The following is a 16,809-nucleotide window of genomic DNA, read 5'->3' on the forward strand; positions in this document are numbered from 1 at the left end:
CGCCTACAAGAACGTCAGCGCGCCTGCGCCTGCATCGCCTTGCGGCTTTCCTGCAGGAAAACGGTTACCAGGCGCACGCGCACGCTCGAACGCGACCAGACCACGCCGATCCGTCGCGGCACCGTCGCCGCGGGCAAGGGAATACGGACTACGCGCAACCCTTCTGGCCAAGGGCGCGCCCAGTCCGGCACCAGCGACACGCCCAAGCCGCGATCGACCATCACTGCGATGGCGTTGAGCGCATTCAGCTCGAAGCGCTCGCGCGGCACGATCCCCGCCGCGCGCAGATACTCGTCGGCCTGACGGCCGCCCCATTGGTGGCGGTCGTAGCGGATCAGCGGTTGGGTGGACAGCAAGTCGTGCGGGTCGCGGCCGGCCATGCTCTCGGGCGCCAGCACGACCAGCGGCTCCTCGCGCAGCAGCTGCCATTCGCAGGTCTTGGGCAGGTCGTAGGGCGCCTGCAGCACGATGGCGGCGTCGAGGTCGCCCTCCTCCACCGCGCGGTACAGGTCGGCCGAATAACCGGGCTTGATGAATACGTTGATCAGCGGGAAGGCCTCGACCATCCGCGCCAGCGCATCGGGCAGCATGCCGGCGAGCGCGGTCGGGCACGCGCCGAGCCGCAATTCGCCGGAGACCGCATTGTCGTTGGCGACGCTGCGCAAATCTGCCACGCTGCGCAACAGGTCGCGCGACCGCTGCAGGATCCGCGACCCTTCCTCGGTGACGCTGACCGTGCGCCCGACCCGAGCGATCAGGGTCGCACCGATCTCCCGCTCGAGCGTCCTGATCTGCTGCGCCACGGCCGCCGGGGTGATGTTGAGCACGCGCGCCGCCGCCGCCATGGAGCCTTGGTCGACCACGGTCACGAAGGTGTTGAGGAACTGGGTGTCCACGTCGTCTCGCTCTGCGTGGCGGCAGGCTACACGACGGCCGCGGCCGGCGCCATGCCCAGCTGGCGCCGTGGAGACTTGTCGAACAACACTTATGGCTGCGTTTGAAGATAGCGCCGCGCGCTTGGCGCATCACGGCGGCGGGCGAACAATTAGGCGACCGCCTACTGAGCCGGTAAGCCGCCATGGACTATCCCGCAGCGACCGCGGACCAGATCGCCTTCTTCGACGCGCACGGCTACCTGGTGGTGAGGCAGGCGATCCCGCAGGCCGATCTGGACCAGATCGAAGCGCATTGCGACATCCTCATCGCCGAGAAGGACCGCCTGGCCAACGACTGGGCCTGGGACGAGAAGGAAAGCAAAGAGGAGCGGTCATTCCGGATCGTGCAGTCCTCGCCTTCCTACGTCTGGCCCGATATCCAGGAGCAGGCTTATCGCAAGTGGCTGGCGTCGTTCGCGTCCGCCCTGATGGGCCTGGACATGGAATTCTGGTACGACCAGTTCCTCGGCAAGCCGCCGGGCAAGAGTTCCCCGACCTACTGGCACCAGGACGAGGGTTACTGGGGCCGCAATCTCGACAATCGCGGCATCACCGGCTGGATCCCGCTACAGGACGTCGACACCGTCAACGGCTGCATGCATTTCGTCGATGGCGGACACCAGAACGGCGTGCTCGTCCATCGGCTGGTCGAAGGCGTGCAGAGCGATCTGTTGGTGTGCGAGGTCGACGAAAGCCGCGCGGTGGCCTGCCCGATGGCGCGCGGCGATGTCGCCTTCCATCATTCCAAGACCCCGCACATGAGCAATGCCAACACAGGCAAGGCTTGGCGCAAAGCGGTCACCAACCACCTGCAGGCGGTGGGCGCAGGCGGTGAAGGAAACCATTATCCGTGGCGCGTAAAAGTCAACCAGCGCACCGGAGAGCGGCGCATGGCGGGCGAAATGCCGGACGCGAAGAAGGCCTGACGCGGCGGGCTTTTCGTAGGAGCGGTTTCAGCCGCGAGCTCTTGCCGATCGATGGGAAAACATTAAGAGCGTGCGGCTGAAGCCGCATCTACGAAGAGCCGCGTCAATCCGCCTTTTCCGGCGCAGGAAGATGGTCGCGATTCGAATCGCTGGCCCTATCCGCATAAATCGTCAGCCCCGCCAGCGAACGCTTCGGCGCCGGGAACATCAGGCTGGCCAGATAGCCGATCACGATGCACAGCAGGATCGAGATCGCCAGGTAGAAATACGGATGCACCAGGTCGAAAGACCACGCCAGCATCGTCAGGCAGATGCTCGAGCCGATGCCGATCGCCACGCCCGGCGAGTTGGCGCGTCGCGTGAACATGCCCAGCGTATAGGCGCCGGCGAAGCCCCCGCCGAGCAGGCCGGCCAGTTCGATAGACACGTCGAACAGCGAATGGATATCGAAGCGCGACAGTAGCAGCGCGATGCCTATGCCGACCAGGCCGACCGCGATGCCGATCAGTTCGGCGAACAACACGCTTTTCTTGGGCGTTGGATTCTTCGCCAGCTTCTCGTAGAAATCGACCGAAGCCAGCGTCGAAACGCTGTTGATAATGCTCGACAGCGTCGACATGGCCGCCGCGAAGATGCCGGCGATGATCAGCCCGGTGATGCCGGCAGGAAGCTCCGCGGCGATGAACAGCGGGAATGTGGCGTCGATCGGCAGCGTCGGGTTCATCCGCTCCGGGTGCGACTGGTAATACACGTAAAGCGCGGTGCCGATCATGTAGAAGAAGAAGCCGCCCGGGATCATGATCGCCGCGAAGGCCCATACCGAGCGGCCGGCTTCCTTGTCGGACTTCGTCGACAGCACGCGCTGCATCAGAACCTGGTCCTTGGGGAAGGTGAGCACGACGTCGAACAGCACCAGGAAGATGAAGCCCCAGACCGTGGCCTGCGTCAGGTCGAAACTGAAATCGAGCAGCTTGAACTTGTGGTCCGCATTGGCGGCGGCGAGGAATTCGGGGATGCCGCCGTTGATGCTGTAGATGATGAAGGCGATCGCGAAGAAGGCACCGCCGAACATCACGAAGACCTGCACGAAATCGGTCCAGATCACCGCCTTCATGCCGCCCAGCGTGGTGTACAGGATCGTGAACACCCCCATGATCAGGATGCTCCACACCACATCGATGCCGGTGATCGTGGCGATCGCCAACGACGGCAGGAACAGGATGATGCTCATCCGGCTGCCAATCTGCATGACGATGCACAGCGCGCTGGCGATCATGCGCACGGCCGGATGGAAGCGCGTTTCCAGGTACGAGAACACCGACATCAGGTCCAGGCGCCGCAGCAGCGGCACGATCCAGACCGCCACGAACATCAGCCCGAGGATCGCGATGAGGTTGTTGGTAAGGTATTGCCAGTTCGTTTCGAACGCCTTGGCCGGAATCGCGATGAAGCTGATCGAACTGGTATTGGTGGCATACAAGCTGACGCCCGCGGCCCAGAACGGGATGCTGCGGCCGCCGACGAAGAAATTGGCGGTGGAATTGCGCTTTTCCCGCAGGTAGAAGTACAGGCCGATGCCGAGCATCGAGATCAGGTAGAGCGCAATCACGATCCAGTCGAGCCATTTCAGCAGCAGCTTGGTGGATTCGATTTGCGCATAGCCGAACCGAACTGGCCCGCCTCGCGATGCCTGCGCCCAGAGGAAACCGTCGTGCCATGGCGCTACGGCGACCGGCTCGGGCACGGTGACTCCCGGCAACGTCGCCCAGGCGCGAGTGATGGTCTGGAAGGTCATCGGGACGGCCGCGGCCTCTGTGCCCGGCTCGCGCACCAGATAAATCGCATGCGCCTGGCCGATGGGGCGCGGCGAATTCGGCACGACCGTGCCCGGCACCTGCCCTACCCGCGTCCAGCCCTGATCGGCGGACCAGCGCAACAGCGATTCGCGGCCGCCTTGCGCGCCGGAGACTGTTATAAACACCGCTCCGGTCTGCGCCATCAGCGACGTCGGCCGGTCCACGCCGGGCCATCCTGGCAACCTTGTCCACTGGGGATTCACCGCATCCAGTTCGGCCCTCAACAGCTGCGCCGCCATGCCGTCCAATCCGGCGACATAGATCTGGTTGTCCTTGATCGCGCCATGCGCCTGTTCGAGCGCGATCGGCAACGATGGCAGCGCTTGCAGCCCGAGCTGGCCGTGGGCGATGACGACTTGCGCTACGCCGGTGACGGCTTGCGATCCCGGAGCGCCGGTCAGTGCATACGTCCGGGCTTCGTCGCCGAACAGGCCGATGACGATCGCCGAATCGGCGAAGTTGCGCCATGGCAGCGGCGACCACGCCGTCTTGTCTTTGTCCAATGCCCATGCAGCATCGCGCTGTATCGCGACAGGCCGCCCCTCGATCATCGCGATGCCGACAAGCGGCTCGGAGGACGCCTGCAACGCCGGCAGCGAGCCGCCGCGCATCGGCGTCAGACTTTCCGCGCCGGCGGGCGATGCCAAAGCCAGCACGCAGATCGCTGCGAACAGCCGCATCAGCGCCGCGAATGCGCCACCCCGCGGCGCGGCCTGCCCTTTTGCGTCACGCATGCGGTTGTGCCGCCGCGACGAGCGCTTGCGCGCGTTTCAGGAAAGGGAGATCGATCATCCTACCGTCCACCAAGAAGGCGCCATGCCCTTGCTGCGCCGCCGACTGTGCAGCGTCGACGATCCGCTGCGCGGCGGCGAGTTCTTCCGCGGATGCAGCGAATGCAGCGTTGGCCAAGGCGACTTGGCGCGGGTGGATGCAAGTCTTGCCGATATAGCCGAGCCGGCGCGACATGCCCGCCTCGGCGCTGAAACCGGCATCGTCGGCGAGATCGGCGAAAGCGCCATCGACTGCGAACAGGCCCGCCTGCGCGGCGGCCATGCGCACCGCGAACATCGCGGCGTGGACATTGGCGATGCCGCGGCGGTCGATGCCGTAAGGCTCGAACAGGTCGCCCAGGCCCAATTGCAGTCCCGCCACGCGCGGATGCGCGGCGGCGATCTCGGCGGCGTGCGCCAGCGCCGCAGGCGTCTCTATATTCACCAGTAGCCCGATCGGCGCGGCGACGCCGTTCGCAGATTCGGCGCGTTCGACGACGCCGATCGCCGCCAGCAAAGCTTGCGCGGATTCGATCTTGGGCAGGTTCAGCAGCGCCACGCCGTCGCGCGCGGCCGCGGCCAGGTCGTCCTGAAAATGGCCGCTGTCGGGCGCATTGACCCGGACGATCACGACTTTGGCCGCCGCCCGCACCGCATCGGAACCGACGAATTCGGACACCTTCAGCCGAGCTTCGGCCTTGCGTTCGGCGGGCACCGAATCCTCCAGATCGAAGGACAGCGCATCCGCATCGCCCGCCAACGCCTTGGCGAACAATTCCGGCCGCGCGCCCGGCACGAACAACTTGCTACGCATGGGTTCTGCCCGTCATGGCCGCAGTTTGCGCCAAGCCGCGCGCCGGTTTGGAGAGGCGCTTCCGGTTTCAAAAGATAGGATTTCTTTCGATTGCCCGGCGACCGTCGCCGGAAACAAGAACGGCGCGACTCCAGAGCCGCGCCGTTGCCGGGATCCACGCTCGAAGGCGTGGTGGGCGGTACAGGGTTCGAACCTGTGACCCCTACCATGTCAAGGTAGTGCTCTACCGCTGAGCTAACCGCCCCGATTTACGTCGATGCGCCTGCGCGGGAAACCGTGCAGGGCTGCGAATTCTAGCCTAGCGGCACTATCGGAACAACCAATCTTGCGGGCCGTAGGTCGGGGCAACGCCCCGACGCGCTCGTAAGCCGCCGGGACGTCGCCCCGACCTACGGAGCATCGTGGACCATCGGCCCGCGTCGCCCGGTTCAACCGCCCAGGCTGGCGTCCTTGAGCCGCCGAATCTGGTCCCGCACCTGCGCCGCAGCCTCGAACTCCAGGTCGCGGGCATGCTGGTACATCTGCTGCTCCAGGGCCTTGAGCCGCTGCGCGAACTTGGCCGGGTCCAGCGCTGCGTACTCTTCTGCTTCCTCGGCCACGCGCCTGGCCGCCTTGCGCTCGCCGCGGCCCCGGCCCCGGCCGCCCTGGCTCTCGCCGTCGTCGCGGGCGCCTTCCATCACGTCCATCACCGCGCGGACTACGCTTTGCGGGGTGATGCCGTGCTCGGTGTTGTATTCGATCTGGCGCTCGCGGCGACGGTCGGTTTCATCGATGGCGCGCTTCATCGAATCGGTCATGCGATCGGCGTACAGGATCGCCTTGCCGCGGATGTTGCGCGCCGCGCGGCCGATGGTCTGGATCAGCGAGCCGGTCGAACGCAGGAAGCCTTCCTTGTCCGCATCCAGGATCGCCACCAGCGATACCTCCGGCATGTCCAGGCCCTCGCGCAGCAGGTTGATGCCCACCAGCACGTCGAACTTGCCCAGCCGCAGGTCGCGGATGATCTCAACGCGCTCGACCGTATCCACGTCCGAATGCAGATAGCGCACGCGCACGTTGTGCTCGCCGAGGTATTCGGTGAGGTTCTCGGCCATGCGCTTGGTCAGCGTGGTGACCAGCACGCGGTCGCCCATCGCCACGCGTTCGGTGATTTCCGACATCAGGTCGTCGACCTGGGTCGCCACCGGCCGGATCTCGACTTGCGGATCGATCAACCCGGTCGGCCGCACGACCAACTCGATCACCTGGCCTTCCGATTTGCGCTTTTCGTACGGCCCCGGCGTCGCCGAGACGAATACGCTCCGCGGCGCGCGCGCTTCCCATTCCTCGAACTTCAGCGGCCGGTTGTCCAGCGCCGACGGCAAGCGGAACCCGAATTCGACCAGCGTCTCCTTGCGTGAGCGATCGCCTTTGTACATGGCGCCGAGCTGCGGCACGGTGACGTGCGATTCGTCGACCACCAGCAACGCGTCCGGCGGCAGGTAATCGAACAGGCACGGCGGCGGTTCGCCCGGCGCCTTGCCGGTGAGGTGGCGCGAATAGTTTTCGATGCCCGAGCAATAGCCGACCTCGTTCATCATCTCCAGGTCGAACTGCGTGCGCTGCGCGAGGCGTTGCGCCTCGACTAGCTTGTTGGCCGCGTACAGCTGCTCGAGCCGCTCCTTCAGCTCGATCTTGATCGTCTCGATGGCCGACAGCGTGCGTTCTCGGGTCGTCGCGTAGTGCGTCTTCGGGTAGACCGTATAGCGCTGCAGCTGGCGCAGGGTTTCGCCGGTGAGCGGGTCGAACATGCTCAGCTTCTCGACTTCGCCGTCGAACAGCTCGATCCGCAGCGCTTCGGCGTCGCTTTCCGCCGGATGCACATCGACCACCTCGCCGCGCACGCGGAACGTGCCGCGCTGCAGCTCGTATTCGTTGCGCGTGTACTGCAGATAGATCAGGTGACGGATCAAGTCCTGCTGGTTCATCCGCTCGCCGCGCGACAGGATCAGCCGCAGCGAAAGATAGTCTTCCGGCGAACCCAGGCCGTAGATCGCCGACACCGTCGCCACCACGATCGCATCGCGCCGCGAAAGCAACGATTTGGTGGCCGCCAGGCGCATCTGCTCGATGTGCTCGTTCATCGAACTGTCCTTCTCGATGAACGTATCCGTCGAAGGCATATACGCCTCGGGCTGGTAATAGTCGTAATAGCTGACGAAGTATTCAACCGCGTTGTTCGGAAAGAACGCCTTGAACTCGCCGTACAGCTGGGCCGCCAGCGTCTTGTTCGGCGCCATCACGATCGTCGGCTTCTGGATCGCCTGGATCATGTTGGCGATGGTGTAGGTCTTGCCCGAACCGGTGACGCCGAGCAGGGTCTGGTTGGCCAGGCCCGATTCGAAACCGTCGATCAGTTTGGCGATCGCCTGCGGCTGGTCTCCGGCGGGCGAATACGGGGCCACCAGCTGGAAGCCGGCGGGCTGGGCGAGATCGTTCATGGAGGACAGTTCGAGCATCTTTTCGAGTTTAGCCGGAACGTCAAGATGGGGGCGCGGACGGCCTTTTCCTACCCCGCTGTCGGCGCAGCACCGATAGGCCGCAAGCCTCCCAAGACCGAGCCTGCTTGCAATATCGGCATCGAATCTGAACATGGAACGCAAGGCCGGTTTCACGCTGCTGGAAGCCATGGTCGTGATGGCCATCGTCGCGATCGTCGCCACGCTCGGCTTGCCGGCCTTCAATGGCGCGCTGCAACGCGTCCGCACCGCGACCGCGCTTTCCATGCTGACCGCATCGTTGGCCTCGGCCCGCAGCGCCGCATTGCTGCGCCACCAAGCGGTGTCGGTCTGCCCTAGCCAGGATCAGCTCGCATGCCGCTACGATTTGGTCTGGGAGGAGGGCTGGATCGTGTTCGTGGATGCCCACAAGACCGGACAGCCCAGTAGCCCCGCCGACATCCTGCGCGTTGGCGACCCCTTGAGCCGCAGCCTGATTCTGCGTACCACCCCGGGCCGCCATCGCGCCCGCTTTCAGCCGGACGGCCGCTCGACCGGCAGCACGCTCACCTTGAGCCTTTGCACCAAAGACGGACATCACCCTCTGGGCCAGGTCATCCTCAACAATTGGGGTCGCCCCCGCAGCGTCAGGGATCCCGCCCAGGATCCGACATGCGCCAAAGCCAAGTGAGCCCTGCGGCCAGATGTAAGCTTCCATGGCTGTTAGGAGAGTCCCAGTGCGGGAAATGCCCCGCAAACAACCTGCATGTCGCATCCCCTTGGGCGGACATCGTCTACGTGATTAAAAAGGCCCTGCGGAAAGTCCACAGGGCCTCTAGATACGGCACAAAATTGGCGCCCGAAGTTGGACTCGAACCAACGACCCCCTGATTAACAGTCAAGTGCTCTAACCGGCTGAGCTATTCGGGCGGGGGACAGCTATTTTAGGGGGTGACGGGCCAGGGTCAAGTGGGCCACGAGGCCTTCTGTACGCATATGCGGCATCAGGCCGCCTATGGCGGCTGTGGCTTCGACCCAGATAGGCGCCAAAAACCTCGCACCCCTGCAATTCGAACCTCTGAGCTAACGCCTTACAACCCGGATCTCATTCGCAAGCGCTGGCTCGACGCCTCTTTCCTGGACTACTAGATCCATCTGAGCAGTACTGATCTGCACCGACTGGCCCGCCGCCTGCGCCTTGTCCACCTGCAGCCAATTATTGGCGGGGTCATCCATCCTGCCTTGCACCGCGAATATCCCCTTTCCATCGGTACTCATGATGATGTGGTCGATTCTCGTCAAGCCATTGCTCCGAGCAGATACCGCCAGGCTAGCCGCCGCATTCACATACGCAGCTTCGCTGCTGTACCCGAGCTCATTCTTGCCCAACTGCTTCAGCTTGTCGTAGAACTGGCTATAGAGCTGGTAATCAGGATGCTCAGGCTCAGAAAGCCAAGGTGCCCGCTTGTGCTCGGTCGAAACATACCTGGCCACGCCTCCATTGCCTACCAACCTGCCAGCCATGGGCAGCATTTCATCCAGTTCGTGCGAAATGGCATGCATTACCTCATCTGCGCGCCGCGACACGTCTCGAGTTTGCAGGTACGGCGATAAATCTCTATCGCTCTTCAACAGCGGACGCGCCTCGAACAGGGGATCGCTGGCATAAAGTTTCGCGCCTCTCTTCTGCTTGTAGGCGAGATAGTCTTCGGCAGGAACCAACTCGACGCCTTCTCCACTACGCGATTGGCTAATCATGAGTTCTCCGCTGCCCGGATCTCGCAATACGAACACAATATGGTCGATCCCCTTGTATCTTCCCTTATCCCAGACCTTGTTTCCGTTATCTTCCCCAATAACCATTCCCTCTCGCAGCACTCCCATATCGATTTGGCGACCCTCGATCAGAATTCCGGACATCTGTACAGACTTACGCACAATCGAGGCCGCTGCATCCATGCCCAGGCTAAATCTGTCGGATTCTGCATACACAACCTTTCCAGCCTTAGCGTTAACCTCCGAGTAGCTAGTATTGATCATCTCAACCGCCCACCCTGAGCAATCTATCCTTCCCGCACCGATCGCTTTCTTACCAAAGCCGTAACGGACTCTGTCGTGCTTCATAGTTAAATCATACGCCGCGCGCAGGGCTATACCTTCCTCTTCGTATCGCGGCTTTTCTTCGCGAACTGGACGAGCCTCAAGCGACGGCTCAATGCCTTTCTCCGGAATCCTAATGCGATCGAACTTTGCGGCCCAGTAACCGACAAAAGCCCGCGACATGTCTTGGTCTGACATGCGGACGAAAGCTCGATAATCCTTGCCCGTGATCATCTCGAAATCTTTGGCGCTGACGTTATTCAACATGTTCGCGCGAGTATCGCGCCTGGAAAATTGACCGCCTTCAATCGCATTCTGGATAGAGCGATAACCGGCGGCTCCTTGCTGATGTGCCAAGTACATATCCAAGCCGTCAGGCTGCTCGCGCTCGGAAAGATACGGCCGGCCGGTCATCTCATGACTTCTCGCCAATGAGCGTCTATTCTCAAGATAGAGACGCGCCGCAGCTTCGGTATTGGCGACCGGATCGAATTCCCTACCGTCGATGCCATACTGCCGCGCCGTACTCGGCACGAACTGAAACAGCCCTTTCGCCCCATTAGGCCCACGGCTCGCCTGCTCGTCGAATCGGCCGCCCGTTTCGATAAACGCAAATCGTAAAAAATCAGCCGAGGGTATACCGTGCGCCCGTGCCTGATCTTCCACGATATTCAGAACCTCGGCCTTGGTGTAATCGCGTGACATGCTTCATATCCTTTGACTCTCCCTGTTGAGTGGACTAACCGGCAAGCTTGTACTTCGATGTCACCTGGTCGTAGACGTACTCGTAGACATCAAGAGAATCTAACTCCCTTGTTTTTCCCCGCGTATCCACGACCCTCCCCTTCCTCACCACCCGTATAGATGGCATGGTTTCTCCCGGCCGCTGGTAAAACTCCAGTTTGCCGATGTTCACCGCACATGGCGGCAAGCCTTCGTCTTCTGACCCACCGTCTGCACAGCCGGCGCTGTTGTCTTCGCCAGTGGAGACGCTACCCAGGTACTGCCATTTATGCCGCTCTCGATTCAGAAGAAAAACTTCTGAAACGCTGATCCTGGTACCGCCTTCCAGATACCACGTAGGTACCGCCAACATGTAAACTCCACCTGCAGCCAAATGTGTAATCGGCTCATGGTTTTCCTCAATGGCATTGGCCCGTCCACGCCCACCGAAACGACCGATGCCATGTTCTTCGCTCACAAACTCCCAAACAGTGACCGATCCCTTTGGGGAAATGGCATAGGTGGCCTGTGATATTGAAACCAGATCGCCTGGCGCGGAGCCTTCTGCGCCATCGCCTGATGAAGCTTCGGTGTTATAAGCAAAACCGGTGAAATACTGGTGACCAGCTACCCGATAAGCATGTCCATACCAATAACTGACCCAGACTTCGTTGCCGATGTCATAGGACGAAGAACCGTCACCTTCCTTCTTATAGATCGCTCGCAGCACCTCCGAAGGCTCTGGAGGGGAAAGGTCTAGCGGATGCTCAACGGAAGCGGACATGGCGACTGGATTCTTGAAGGGAGAGACCGCCGCCCTGGCCTGTGCTTCGCCTTGAGTTGAGCCTGGGTTGCGATCAGCGTAACCACACGCGGGCAACACCAAAGCGAATATGAGCGTTGCGGGACTGAATTTCGTCATCTGCCAAGCCCTAAGTCACTTTTTATCTCTAGCAGGCAAGATCGAATGAGTAGCCTTAACATTCAATAGACAGACCCGACAGCGCAACTCATGCATGACATCTCTCCGTGATGCTGTCCTTCTATGACGGATATAGCTTAAAAAAGTGGCCATATCGCTGTAAAACTGAGTGTTTCAATGTCGTCGCCGGGATCTCAGCCTTAGTTTACTTTTCAGAGAAGCATTGGGTGACTGCAAGCGCCGGCGCACTGGTTCGCAGCGTTGCCAAAATCAAAGATCGGCCACACGGCGCATGCCACTAGAAGACTGCCTCGAACTCACCTTCCCTGATCCTTTTCGGTTGGCATAGAACGCCTCCAACCACTGCTCTGGCCGCAATTGATCAGGCGTTGAGCTGAAGCGCTGCGCCTGCTCTTCCAATACCTGGTGCATCACAGCAATGTTGTCTGTAGACGAGGAGATCACAGCCAGCGCATCGTCCATGCCACGTAGATTCAGCTGACAGACGCTAGAGCCATGACCCTGCTTGACCAAGAAGCAACGAGAGCGCTCGTCCAGCTTCACCACCACCTCGTACTCGGCTTCGGTCAGTTTGAGGCCGCCGACATAATCTTCGCGGCTGGCATTGGGATTAGGTAGCAGAATCATCGTGGCTGTCTGCTCGATGAGTGCCGACGCGATGTCGCTGGCTAGGGCATCTTCTGGGCTTTGTGTAGCAAAAATACCCAGTCCATTCTGCTTACGGATAGTCTTCTGCTTGTTCTTAGCAAACTCCTTTAGACCGCCCTCCCCGTCCAGAATCTTCCAGAACTCGTCCATCACGTAGATTAGGCGGCGACCGTCAATCAGCGCTTCCAGCCGATGCAACAAGTAGTTGATCACCGGCACGCGAACCTCGGGGTTATCGATCAGATCGGTGTAGTCGAAGCCGATGATGTTGGCCTTCTGCAGATCGATGTGGTCCACCGGGTTGTCGAAGACCCAACCCAGCGCTTGGCCAGCGGTCCACTTGCGCAGACGAGCGAACAAACCGTCGTCGCCCAGGTTAGGTAGGCTTCTCTGGAAATTCGTCAGATTGCGCAGGCGGATAGGCGTGTCCAGCATATTACCGACAGCACGGAAGATATCCTCCTCTTCGCGCGCGCTATAACGGGGCTTGGCTGCCAGCACTTTGATCAGATCGACCAAAAAATGAATATTTGCTTCGCTGCGATCGCAATGGAACGGATTGAAGCCGGTGGGCCGTCCGTTCTCAAGGGCTAGGTAATTGCCGCCGCAGGCGCGGACAAAGATTTCCGCACCATGATCCTTGTCGAAGAAGAAGATAGTCGGCACAGGGTCCAGCTTCTGCACTTGACTCAACAAGAAATTGATCAGCGCCGTCTTTCCTGTACCGGACTTGCCGATCACCAGCGTATTGGCGATGGCCTTTTCTCCCAGGGAATGCTCAGCGGGATGAGTGGCATGGAAGTTGAAGTAATACGGCTGGCCGTTGGTTGCTTGTAGCGTCGTGACGCATTCCCCCCATGGATTATTGTCCTTCTTACCAGATGCGAAGTTGTGCAGCGGCGACAGACCCAGGAAGTTCAAGGAGCTGACGTTGGCCAGGCGAGTGCGGTATTTCCAATTGGCCGGGATCTGTGAATAGAAGGATGAGGCCACGGCCAGATCCTCCTTAGTGGAGACGAAACCAGCATTCGAAAGTTCTGCGCGCGCGGACGCAATGTTTTGCGCGAGTTTCTCTTGCGAATCGGCATACAGAGCCAGGGTAAAGTGGTATTCGCCCAAGACGAAGTTACCGGATGCCAGCTGGTCCATAGCATGGTCCAGTTCGACGATCTGGCTGACGGCTTTGTCGCCAGAGGAGATCATCATGCCTTTGGTACGTTCCAGAACTTTCAAAGCATCCTGACGACCGATAGGACTGAATGAATGCGTTATGGTGTAATCGAAATCGAGGTATTTCAGGCCATTGAGGATCCCTGGATAAGTGCCGTCAGCATATTCTTTGATATTGAGGATGGCACCGAAGTGATTCTTGCCGTGCGGCGTGTTAATGATGAAATCGCCGGTCTTGCTGGAAAACATATGCCGGCTCACCGGTAGGTAGGCATTGATCGGCGCGTTCAGCACCGGCACCGGCTCATCCAGGCGGTTGAGCAGATAGCCGAACAGTTCCAAGGCCTCCGAGAATACTGTGCCGTTGCGCGATTCGTAGATGCCCAGGCGGTAGGGCGAATAGTCCTTTAGCACCGCCTCCACGCTATCCGCCAGTTCGTGGATCTTGGCGATAGCTTGGTGCTGCTCGGATTGGAGCTGGGTAATGTCCGCCGATTTTTCGACGAATCGCTTACCCACCACCACCGGCCGGTAGATCATGGTTAGGTATAGCTCGTTCTGCATGATCTTCTGCGCCGAAAGTGCCTGGTAATACGCATCAGACAGGGCCTGGTTGAAGGTCTGTCCAAAACGACTACTCGTCTCGATGCGTCGCCTACGTCGAACGTCATGCGCCCAGAATGCGACATTGACGAAATCCGGCGCTCGCAAAGTCTGCAGCATACGGTTGAAAGCGTTGTGGCGGTGCTCGATATCCCATTCTTCCCGCCCTACGAATGGAAGTCCGCCCAGATGCCAAACCAGCAGGTAGTCGCCTCCGGTCGTTTTAAGTACCGAAGGCGACACGTGCGTAGACAGGGGTACGAATTCGGCGATTGCAGCGTCCGGGCTGAACACGGGTTATCTCCTGGTTGCTCGCTTTGAGGGCAGCTGACGGACCGAAGCAACATCTGCCGCACCTGGCCTGGGGCGATAGGCGTTCGGCGAGAACACCCACATACCGGCATTGCGATTCAAGTTCTTCGCCTTGAACTTGAACTGCCAGCGCAGGCCCAACAGGCGGAAGACCATTTCGTCTCGGCGCGCCATCTGCCGCATCACGAAGATCACAGGCGGGATCAGTAACAACAGGAACATATCGAAGTACATCGCCAGCAACAGACACGACCCGGCACCGATGAAGAACGGCACATAAGGCACGCCCATGAACATGGCCGGACGCGTACAGCCGCGGAAGAGCGCGTTCCTATGCATATAGCGCGTTGAGAACGCCGGTCAGCATGGCGGTGTCCAGACTGTTGTCGCCGATCAGCATCTTGGCGATCTGAGCGGCGGCGCCTACCAAGAACCCACCGATCAGGATCGGCGCGACATCGGAAATGCGTTTATGGGCGAAGGCGATCTGGTAGCCGGCGAAAACGACCGCAATGGTCACTACCGCGATCGATGCGATATTGAGCAGACCGTTGATGCTTTTGAAGAAGCGCGTCACCTCTCCTTCTGCGTCGCCGCCAGGCGGGGCGCCTGCCATCGCCAATTCGGGGATCGCCAGGGCCGCTACCAAGCAAAAAGCGCTGGCCATTGTCCGCAATTGGCTCGGGCTGACCGCATGATGATTCGCATGGCTGAGAAATTTCATCGAGATTCTCCTATGGTTTCGAGGTAGGGGTCGGTAACGGGTACGCTGACGATGCGGTTAGAACACGAATGCCTCGTCGATGGCCGGTTCGGGGGAGCCGGCCATCGCGTTGGAATCTTTAACAGAGGTCTGTGCTTGGGCGAGCGGTAGCATGGTGGGCGACGATGAGGCCGGCATCGGTGGCTCCACTCGCCGCGTCGAATACAACGGGTGGCGCTGCACCGGCAGCGTGCGACGCGCAGCTTTCCCAATCACCGGGATCGCTTTCGGTAAGGCTTCGCCGCGGCCACTGACAGCCCCGTCCCGCATGGACGCGTATACCTTTTGTACGTAGCCGTGCCGGTATCCGGTCGTAAAATTTCCGGAGTAGTAGCAGCTGAGGGATTTGCCCCAATCCCCGCCAGAACGCGCATAGCATTCCGCCAGGATCTGCGACCCTGCCTGCAGGTTGGGACAGGTTTCGAAAGCCTTCTGGTAAGAGACTAAGCCGTACCTGGCCAGGTTGTAGCGATTGACCTGGGCCAAACCGATGGAAAAGTTGTAGCCCTTGCCTTCCAGCATGCCGACGGTGGCGAGGGCTTCGGGCAGGCTATTCGGCTGTCGCACAAGCCGACCGCCGACCACTCCGATTGCATACGGGTTGAACGAAGACTCAACGTTCACCACGTGATGCATGACATCGACCGGCACCGCCAACCCTTGGCATGCGTTGATGTCTACGACTGGCAACACTTTCACCTCCTGATTAGCCGTTTACTTCTTCGCTTACGCCCCGCGCTGTGCGCGTGTGGGATCGAAATCGATCCCGGTGATGTGGCGCCTGCCCGCATGCGCTTTGATGTGGACCAAAATGTCGATGGTCGCCGTGAGCAGCCGTTTGATGATGTCGAATTCCAAGCCGGCACCCTCCGTAGAGGCTTTGACCATCAATGCCAGCTGATCCCAGGTCTGTTGCACGCTTCCGGCGTGGCAACTGGTGATAGAGCCGGGATGACCCGAAGCGCAGTTGCGGATGAAGTAAAACGATTCGTCGCCGCGCAGCTCGGCCAGGATGATCCTGTCCGGCTTCATCCGCAGGCAGGCCTCCATGCAGCTCTTCGCCGTGACGTTGCTGGTGCTTTGCCCACCTTTCGAGTAAAGCAGATGCACCGCATTCGGCTGGCTGATGAACAACTCGCGGGCGTCTTCGATGGTCACCAGGCGTTCCTCGCTGGGAATATGGTTCACCAGCGATTTCATGAACGTGGTCTTGCCGCTACCGGTAGCCCCGGAAACAACGATGTTCTTCTTGTAGAGCACCGCTCTCCTGAAGAATTCGGCGTAGTTTCGCGCTGCTTTCAACTCCACCAATTCGGCGTCCTGTTCGCTGATCGCGCCTTCCTGCTCTATAACCCGATCGAAAAATCCATCCTGCTGGTACTGACACAGGGTCTTCGTCTGCTTCGACGGCAATCTGATCGTGATCGATACTTTCCCGGCATCGCAGGCGGGCGGAATAACAAACTGCGCACGCTGTCCGGTGGGGAAAGTGAGAGAAACGACGGGGTCCGTGTCCGTGATCCGCTGTCCAGTATTGCTTTCGTTGACCACTGCCGTGCAGAACTGGCGGGCACGTTCGTAGGTCAGGGTAGGCACGGCGATCCGCTGCCAGCCGCTTCTGGTTTCCAGATAGACTTCGCCGGGACGATTGATGCATATCTCGGTAACTTCCGACGAGGCCATGTGCTCGAGCACGCCGAGCACCTCGTACTGGTACTCGAGGAACCCGTTCGAAATCTGGGCGGTGGCGGCGTTATCGTCGTACATGA

12 protein-coding genes, 2 tRNA genes and 1 pseudogene are annotated in these 16,809 nt (G+C 60.5%); 2 read left to right on the top strand and 13 right to left on the bottom strand.

All coding sequences use genetic code 11. The features are described 5' to 3' along the window. Positions 1-14: 14 nt before the first annotated feature. Positions 15-896: a LysR family transcriptional regulator gene (locus M2650_RS10725; RefSeq protein ID WP_249474415.1), complete on the bottom strand. Its 882-nt coding sequence runs from the start codon at positions 894-896 to the stop codon at positions 15-17. A gap of 182 nt (positions 897-1,078) precedes the next feature. Here M2650_RS10725 and M2650_RS10730 point away from each other — a divergent pair, with 182 nt between their 5' ends. Beyond that, positions 1,079-1,861, top strand: a complete 783-nt coding sequence (locus tag M2650_RS10730) for a phytanoyl-CoA dioxygenase family protein (protein ID WP_249474417.1) — start codon at positions 1,079-1,081, stop codon at positions 1,859-1,861. A gap of 103 nt (positions 1,862-1,964) precedes the next feature. Here the strand turns inward: M2650_RS10730 and M2650_RS10735 are convergent, their stop codons facing one another. The 4 genes from M2650_RS10735 to uvrB form a co-directional block, all read right to left on the bottom strand. Further along, the gene (locus tag M2650_RS10735; RefSeq protein WP_249474420.1) at positions 1,965-4,451 is read right to left on the bottom strand and encodes a sodium:solute symporter; all 2,487 of its coding nucleotides are present in this window, start codon (positions 4,449-4,451) and stop codon (positions 1,965-1,967) included. After that, positions 4,444-5,301, bottom strand: coding sequence for an HpcH/HpaI aldolase/citrate lyase family protein (locus tag M2650_RS10740; RefSeq protein WP_249474422.1), 858 nt, complete (start codon positions 5,299-5,301; stop codon positions 4,444-4,446). The genes M2650_RS10735 and M2650_RS10740 overlap by 8 nt, the downstream gene beginning before the upstream one ends. A 169-nt stretch (positions 5,302-5,470) precedes the next feature. Then, positions 5,471-5,545: transfer RNA gene (locus M2650_RS10745), tRNA-Val, on the bottom strand. A gap of 184 nt (positions 5,546-5,729) precedes the next feature. Continuing rightward, positions 5,730-7,781, bottom strand: a complete 2,052-nt coding sequence (uvrB, locus tag M2650_RS10750; protein WP_249474424.1) for an excinuclease ABC subunit UvrB — start codon at positions 7,779-7,781, stop codon at positions 5,730-5,732. A 151-nt stretch (positions 7,782-7,932) separates the two neighbouring features. On the opposite strand from uvrB, the gene M2650_RS10755 reads away from it, so the two are divergent. Beyond that, positions 7,933-8,469, top strand: coding sequence for a GspH/FimT family protein (locus M2650_RS10755; protein WP_249474426.1), 537 nt, complete (start codon positions 7,933-7,935; stop codon positions 8,467-8,469). A 162-nt stretch (positions 8,470-8,631) separates the two neighbouring features. On the opposite strand, the gene M2650_RS10760 is transcribed toward M2650_RS10755, so the two are convergent. The 8 genes and pseudogenes from M2650_RS10760 to virB11 all read right to left on the bottom strand — a co-directional run bounded on the left by M2650_RS10760 (position 8,632) and on the right by virB11 (position 16,807). Next, positions 8,632-8,708 (bottom strand) — tRNA-Asn (locus tag M2650_RS10760). A gap of 153 nt (positions 8,709-8,861) precedes the next feature. Continuing rightward, positions 8,862-10,583 carry an XVIPCD domain-containing protein gene (locus M2650_RS10765; protein ID WP_249474428.1) on the bottom strand — a complete coding sequence of 574 codons (1,722 nt, stop codon included), beginning with the start codon at positions 10,581-10,583 and terminating at the stop codon, positions 8,862-8,864. Positions 10,584-10,617: 34 nt separating this feature from the next. After that, positions 10,618-11,523 carry a hypothetical protein gene (locus M2650_RS10770; protein WP_249474430.1) on the bottom strand — a complete coding sequence of 302 codons (906 nt, stop codon included), beginning with the start codon at positions 11,521-11,523 and terminating at the stop codon, positions 10,618-10,620. A 270-nt stretch (positions 11,524-11,793) separates the two neighbouring features. Further along, a complete protein-coding gene (locus tag M2650_RS10775) occupies positions 11,794-14,259 on the bottom strand; it encodes a VirB4 family type IV secretion/conjugal transfer ATPase (protein ID WP_249474432.1) in 2,466 nt (821 codons plus the stop codon). Between the two features lie 3 nt (positions 14,260-14,262). Continuing rightward, entirely contained in the window at positions 14,263-14,616 is a 354-nt protein-coding gene (locus M2650_RS10780) for a VirB3 family type IV secretion system protein (protein ID WP_249474434.1), read from the bottom strand. Next, positions 14,609-15,001 (bottom strand): TrbC/VirB2 family protein, encoded by a 393-nt coding sequence (locus M2650_RS10785; protein ID WP_249474436.1) that lies wholly within the window; start codon positions 14,999-15,001, stop codon positions 14,609-14,611. Before M2650_RS10785 ends, M2650_RS10780 begins: the two co-directional genes overlap by 8 nt. Before the next feature lie 270 nt (positions 15,002-15,271). Next, positions 15,272-15,676, bottom strand: a pseudogene (locus tag M2650_RS10790) (lytic transglycosylase domain-containing protein); the annotation flags it as partial. A 90-nt stretch (positions 15,677-15,766) separates the two neighbouring features. Next, positions 15,767-16,807: a P-type DNA transfer ATPase VirB11 gene (gene virB11, locus M2650_RS10795; protein WP_249474438.1), complete on the bottom strand. Its 1,041-nt coding sequence runs from the start codon at positions 16,805-16,807 to the stop codon at positions 15,767-15,769. Positions 16,808-16,809 lie beyond the last annotated feature (2 nt).

Origin of the sequence: Luteimonas galliterrae (assembly GCF_023374055.1) — a bacterium.
In the GTDB taxonomy this organism is placed as follows: Bacteria; Pseudomonadota; Gammaproteobacteria; order Xanthomonadales; family Xanthomonadaceae; genus Luteimonas_C; species Luteimonas_C galliterrae.